At 42.2% G+C, this 6,406-nt stretch carries 4 protein-coding genes; 3 read left to right on the forward strand and 1 reads right to left on the reverse strand.

Annotation, left to right across the window (positions count from 1 at the left end):
* The coding region (locus B7C60_RS19150; protein WP_281251706.1) for a 2-dehydropantoate 2-reductase N-terminal domain-containing protein at positions 1–426 on the reverse strand (426 nt) is incomplete at its 3' end.
* Positions 427–572: 146 nt separating this feature from the next.
* Between B7C60_RS19150 and B7C60_RS12180 the strand changes: the two genes are divergently transcribed.
* From B7C60_RS12180 to B7C60_RS12190, 3 genes are all read left to right on the forward strand, one after another.
* The gene (locus tag B7C60_RS12180; RefSeq protein ID WP_099611875.1) at positions 573–2,564 is read left to right on the forward strand and encodes a bifunctional metallophosphatase/5'-nucleotidase; all 1,992 of its coding nucleotides are present in this window, start codon (positions 573–575) and stop codon (positions 2,562–2,564) included.
* Between the two features lie 551 nt (positions 2,565–3,115).
* Complete coding sequence (locus B7C60_RS12185; RefSeq protein ID WP_245869332.1) at positions 3,116–4,210, forward strand: porin; 1,095 nt, start codon at positions 3,116–3,118, stop codon at positions 4,208–4,210.
* Between the two features lie 30 nt (positions 4,211–4,240).
* Positions 4,241–6,406: ExeM/NucH family extracellular endonuclease (locus B7C60_RS12190; protein ID WP_216639322.1), on the forward strand; the 2,166-nt coding region annotated here is incomplete at its 3' end.

Below are 6,406 nucleotides of genomic sequence, written 5' to 3' on the forward strand. Positions count from 1 at the left end.
ATTATAGGCTCCAAGTTGGGTTATGCCTTGTCCGGTATGCATTACATGGTGAGGTGTTTTTTTCTGAGCGCCGTGTGTTGTGGTGGCGAGAATAACAGGATGTGGGCTGATGTATTTGTCCAAGGTATCCAGCGCTCCCATGCCATTATGCATAAAAATGAGCATGGTCTCTGGCGCTAAGTGAGGAAGTAACGGCGTCAAGGCTTGAGCAACTTGCCATGCTTTAACGGTGATCAATACCGCATCAGCATCAGACAGGGTGGCAGGTTGGTTATAAGCATAAGAGATCGCTGGGTCATCATCTTGAGCGATTGACCACTGCTGACAAGGTTGCGTTCCCCATAGCGCGACACGATGGCCAGAACGTTGTAATTGGTAAGCCCATAAACTGCCAATGGCTCCAGGGCCGAGGATTATTATATTCATCATCTCTTCATAAACATATGTTCTATTCATAGCGAATGAAAATGCTATTTTACCTTCATTATCTATTTCATATCACAGAAGTTAATTGAATTTTCCTTTAAATTACATCAACTATGTGACTTTAAGCTAAATAAGGAAATAAAGTTATGCGATGTAACCGTCTTCTACTTGCCAGTAGTATTGCGCTAGCACTACTGGGATGCAGCCAAAGTGATATCCAGCCCTCTAAAGACAGCGTTTTTGATCTCACTATTGCCCATATTAACGACACACATTCTAGTTTTGATCCTGTCCGTTCTAGTTTTTACATTAATAACCAGCGCGTGTATAACGAATTTGGCGGGCACCCTCGTATTCTAACTAAAGCGAATGAGTATCGAGCAGAAGCGGAAAAACAAAACAACAGCATGTTATTTCTGCATGGTGGCGATGCTTGGCAAGGAAGCGCTTACTTCAAAATCAATGAAGGTGCAATGAATGCAGACATTCTCAGTCGTATGGGGATCGATGCGATGGCATTAGGCAATCATGAATTTGATTTAAACAACAAAAAACTCAATGAGTTTTTAAATCAGATCAATTTCCCCGTACTGGCCGCTAACATTGATGCGAGTATGGATAACGATCTCAAAGATCAAACCAATTTAAAACCTTATGTTATTTATGCTTTTGATGGATTTAACAAGCAACGCATTGATGACGTAAAGCAGCTACCTAAAGACAAACCTCTTGTGGCGGTATTTGGTATCGCGTTGGATGACATGCCGAATATTGCCCCGAATACCGGTGATCTGCAATTTTTTGATATGGTCACTTCAGCTCAAGCTACGGTCAATGAGCTGCAATCGTTAGGGGTGAATAATATTATTGCGGTCACCCATGTCGGGAATGCCGTTGATCTAGATATTGCTAGTAAAGTGGATGGTATTGATCTGATTGTTGGTGGGCACTCACACACTTTGTTGGGAGATTTTACCAATTTAGGATTAAGTAATAATGGCATTTATGCCCAGTTAGTGACCAACCCTAACGGTGCCAGTAAAACCTGTGTCGTACAAGCCGGAGAATTCGCTCAAGCGATTGGGAAAACGAAGGTAAGTTTTGATGCTCAAGGTGAATTAGTTTCGTGTGCAGGACAGAATACCTTACTCAGTAATGATGAATTTTATCATCAAGCGAATCGCCAAACCGAAAGCGCGTTCAGTGACAGCGAAAAAAGCAAAGCCATTCGTTTTATCGAGCGTCAACGTAACATTGCCATTGCCGCCGAACAGGCGCAGTTGAGAAAGCATATTGATTCGCACTATAAACCGGCCGTCGAGCAAGCTTATGGTGAGGTGATTGCCAATGTGCCACAGGAAATTCGTCATGCTCGTCGACCTGGCGATAATAATTCAGATCAGCACGGTTCTCGGGTTGCTCCGATTGTTGCCTTAGGGCAATATTATTGGGCTGCCAGTGATGAAGTGGCTCAAGTCACTGGCATGAAAGTCGATTTTGCTTTAACGGGAGCGGGTGGAATTCGCACCAATATTAGTGAAGGTGAATATCGAGAAGGGGATGTAACGCTTGAAATGCTGCCTTTCGCTAACTTTATGTCGGTTGTGCCAGTGAAAGGCTCGGTGATTAAGGCGTTGATTAGCAAAACGGTCACTGACACATTACCACCAAGTGCGCATGCCGGAAAGTTCCCTTACGGCGGAAACTTGCGTTATGTGTTTGATGAAACGGTTGCACATCAAAAAGGTCAATTATCGCAGATCGAAGTCAATACCGGTTCGTTAGAGCAGCCAGTCTGGACCCCATTGCAGGACGACCAAACCTATAATGTGGCGATGAATAGCTATAATGCCACGGGGAATGATGGTTGGACACCACTGTTTGACGCGCAAAAAACAGAAACCGGTCGAGTGGATTTAGCCTACGTGAATGGAAAATTAACCGCCTTCCCAGTTAGCCATATCGAAGAAGTTGACGGACGCTATCAAGTTCGTTACCAATCTCAACCGCTTAACTGTAAGGCTGAGCATGTGTTGTGTAATACCGATGCGCGTGCCGTCGTGAAATATATTGCTGAACAGCAGCCTATTTTACAAGCATTAGATTATCCGGTCGTGACACTCAATCGAATAAAATAATCACGTAATTTACTCATTAAATAAAAGTGACTGATTAAATAAAAAGCGCCTTTTCTGTATCAGAGAGGCGCTTTTTTATAACGAGCAAAAAATAATCTGCTATTTATTAAATCATTTTTCTTGATGCTGTTATCAATCAATAGTTGAGTATTGGTCATTATTTTGTTCATGAAATAAACGATACGCGACCAAATGAACTGTCTACTTTTTATTGCCATTTGAAAATTTAATATGAGTATTGTTGCGCTTATTTTTGTTACTAAATTTCAATAAAATCAAAGGGAAACGTTTGCTTTTTACTGCTAATTTTTTATTGATGAGAGCTTTATCACGATATTAAGAAAACTTTATCAATTTTGAACTTTATTTTCTTTAGTTAACACATTGTATTTAAAGGGTTTTGTTGTTTCTTGCTTCAGGGTTGTATTTTTTTTGAGCTTTTTATATGAATTTTGATCACAAAAAATAAATATTAATAAGGTTAAAATTGCATTTCATTGTGATGAGACACTCATTTTGTAAGAACCTCTCTTTATAGCAAGGAAAATGGCATGCGAGTAATAAACTCCCGAAAATCAGTGCTACCTTTGGCACTGTCCGCTGTATTTTTAGCTTTACCTATGATGAGCCAAGCAGCTCGAGTTTATAACGCCGAAAATGGCGATTATATGGATGTATTTGGTGAAGTTGGTGTTGGTGGCTATTTCGGCAATAAAACCAAATATAAACAATACCACTCAGATGATTCTTTTATTGATGACACATTCGCTACATTCGGCTCGAAAGGCCGTGTGAGCATTTTTGATTACCGTATCGAATTAGATTACGAGCGTGAAAATTGGCGCGGTGGTACAGGTGATATGGTGCTGCATATCGATAAAGCTTGGCTGGGTTATCGATATAGCCCTTACCACTATGTGGAATTTGGTTTAACGGATACTGCATTTGATGATTATGATGCTTACGGTGATTTAACATTTGATACCGGTGCGGAGACGGGAGAAGCCGGCGACCAAGCTAAAACCATAAAATATGAAGGTAACTATCAGAAGTTTGCCGTAGGGGTTTCTTACAGCTATAAAGGTGAATCTTCATCAGGCCAAGCTCAAGGCAATATTACCAATGGCTATGTGGGTTACTTTGGTGATGAATTTTCAATGGTGCTTGGTGCAGAGCGTCGTAATGGCTCTTCTGGTGAGTCGAAATATGGTTTGTTTAAACTGTACGGTGTTGGATTACGCTATGCGGTGACTGAACAATTGTTACTTGGCCTAAATGGCTTTATTGAATATGAAGAAATCGGTGAGTGTACGACCACTTCCGATCCTTGGGTCGATCCGGCGATTAAAGTCTGTAATCGCTATCAAGAATTTAAGAACCAAGGCGGTTTAGCTTCTTTCCAATATAGCTTGAATGAGCGTTGGGATGTGGTTGGTTCAGTTAACTATGAAGCCTATAAAGATTGGGATAGAGGAAGCCAGCAGTGGGGCGGCGATGTCGAGCTATGGGAAGCGATGGGACGCAGTCGTAGCTTCCAAACTATTGGGGTACGTTATAAACCGAGTCGCGCTTCTGTGATTGAAGTGGAAGGCAATATCGGTGAAGCCTACCAAGATGTTTATGCCAAAGCGAAAGTCTTTTTCTAACCGGCTCTGTGAAGAATCAAGGATATACTTATGAAACATAAAATGTCTCTCCTGGCATTAGCGGTTGGTAGCTCATTGGCCGCCCCCGCGTTTGCCGATATTAATGATATTGTCATTGCACGTTATCTTGAAGGATCGGGCTTTAATAAAGCGATTGAAATTACCAATGTGGGTAGTGATGCGCATACTTTTGAAAATACCGCCTTATATATGGATGGCAATGGTGGTTCCTACTTTCAAGAAATTAACCGCCTCAATGGTGTTACATTGGCTGCCGGAGCTTCAATTGTTATCCACCATAAAGATCTGAATGCGGATATTGCATCGACTATTCCTGCTGGTGCCAAACTTAAAGTGGCTGATGTGAGCTTTAATGGTGATGATGCCTTATTTATTGCTTATCCGATTACCCCATCTTGTGGTGATGAATCTGATTGCAAAATTGATGATGAGGCAAAGAAAACTGAATATCGCAGCAAAACGCATGATATTGTCGGCATCTCTGGTGAAGAATGGGGCAAAGATCAGACCTTCGTACGCAATACCGGCAATGAGTCTAAACCAAGTGCGGTCTTTAAAGCGGATGAGTGGAATTCATCGGCCAAAGATTCACCAGAAGGTTTAGGCTCTGGATTATCCGGCGCAATTATTCCTCCAGAACCGGAAGTCGGTGTTTGTGAAGGACAGACTCTGACACCAACGTATGCGATTCAGGGTGATGGCTGGCATTCACCTATGGTGGATGTCGAGAATAAAAAATACATCAGCGATGGCGAGTATTTTGTTCAAGGTGTGGTGGTGGCAGCAACCACTGGCTTGACCAAAGGTTATTACATCCAAGATAAAGATGGTGATGGCAACGCTAAAACCTCTGATGGGCTACTGGTGACCTTTTCAGGGGCAAAAGACGAGCATGTAGGGCAAACCTTATGTTTCCAAGGTCGAGTTGAAGAGTTTTATGGCCGTACTCAGCTGAAAACCACCGTCAATAAATTCCAAGTGATGGACGCAACGGTCAATAAAATCGCTCCAACCCCTATTACTGTGATTCCTGAATTGGACACTGAAGATGGAAAATTGTCCTTCCGTGCAACACTAGAGCGTTATGAAGGGATGTTAGTTACTTTGCCGGAAGATATGAATTCTGAGCTAGAGGGTAAACAAGATATGCGGGTCAGCCGCACCTTTAGTTTTGATTATGCTCCGCGAAGAAGCAACATGGTGATTGCCTATGAACGGCCCAATATGCATCCGAACCAGTTAGCCGCCGCTGGCTCTGAAGCGTCAAAAGCCGCAATACGTGAAAACCAAGACCGCCGAGTGTTTGTTGAAAGTGATGCAAAAGCGGATAGTGAGATTCCTTACTTCCCAGCTTGGAATGCCAATCCAAACGCCAACGCAATCCGTGTCAATGACAGTGTTGTGGATATGCGCGGTGTCTTAGATTATAGCTATAATGAATACCGATTGATTTTGCCAGAAAGCAGTGATTTTATTGTCACAAAAGCAAACTTTAAATCAAATAATAGTGCGCGACAAAACAAACCGAGTTTACAAACTAAGGTGGCTGCCGATGAGTTTGTATTACGCGTGGGCTCGAAAAACGTATTAAACTTTTTCAACTCGCCATTTAAAGGGGACTATAACTCTCATGGATTAAATCGTGGCGCAGAAAGCCAAGTGGAATTTGAGCTGCAAAAAGCCAAATTAGTTGAAGCGCTATATGGCATGAATGCTGATGTTGTCGGCTTGATGGAAGTAGAAAATAACGGTTTTGGTCACTATGGTGCGATTAAAGAGTTGGTTGATGCGCTGAACGATAAGTATACTGAAGATCGTTATTCCAAAAGACATTATGACAACTACGTAGGCAATCGCTATACCTTTGTTGCTTTTGATACCAATGGTGATCGAATGATCACGGCAGAAGATACCGTAGGTTCTGATGCGATTACTACCGGTTTGATTTATCGTCCGAGTAAGGTGACCTTGGAAGAGGTGGATATTATTCCTATGCCACGTCAAGAAGCCCCCGCATTGACAGACGATAATGGTAATGTGATCACCAATAGTAAAGGCGAATTGATCGGCAGTGGTCGAGCTTACCAACGTGATTCGTTAACGGGAACCTTCTTAGTACATAATACCGGTAAAAAACTAACGGTTTCAGTCAACCATTTAAAATCAAAAGGTTCG

It is taken from the genome of Vibrio fujianensis (genome assembly GCF_002749895.1).
In the GTDB taxonomy this organism is placed as follows: Bacteria; Pseudomonadota; Gammaproteobacteria; order Enterobacterales; family Vibrionaceae; genus Vibrio; species Vibrio fujianensis.